The 315-nt window shown below is 49.8% G+C and carries 1 protein-coding gene; it reads right to left on the minus strand.

The features are described from left to right. Positions 1–315 (minus strand): FtsX-like permease family protein (locus tag AB4486_RS23380; RefSeq protein WP_372118934.1); only part of this gene is annotated, 315 nt, incomplete at both ends.

Below are 315 nucleotides of genomic sequence, written 5' to 3' on the forward strand. Positions count from 1 at the left end.
CCAAACGAGAATAGAGCAACACCCATCGCTTCTAAAATCGGGTTAAGGTTCATTGCCAGAACAACACCTAGTGCGCCGCCGGATAGTGCGCCAATCACGCCACTACTCGCGCCCTGAACCATAAAGATGCCCATCACTTGGCCGTCAGTCATGCCCTGAGTTTTAAGTATCGCGACCTCAGATTGTTTCTCCATCACCACCATAATCAGCGCAGAGATAATATTAAATGCAGCAACCCCGATGATCAGACCAAGCATTAGGCCCATCATGTTTTTCTCCATACGAACCGCTTGGAACAGCTCGCCACGTTGGTCA

Source organism: Vibrio sp. 10N.222.55.C6 (assembly GCF_041473395.1).
Taxonomy (GTDB): domain Bacteria; phylum Pseudomonadota; class Gammaproteobacteria; order Enterobacterales; family Vibrionaceae; genus Vibrio; species Vibrio crassostreae_C.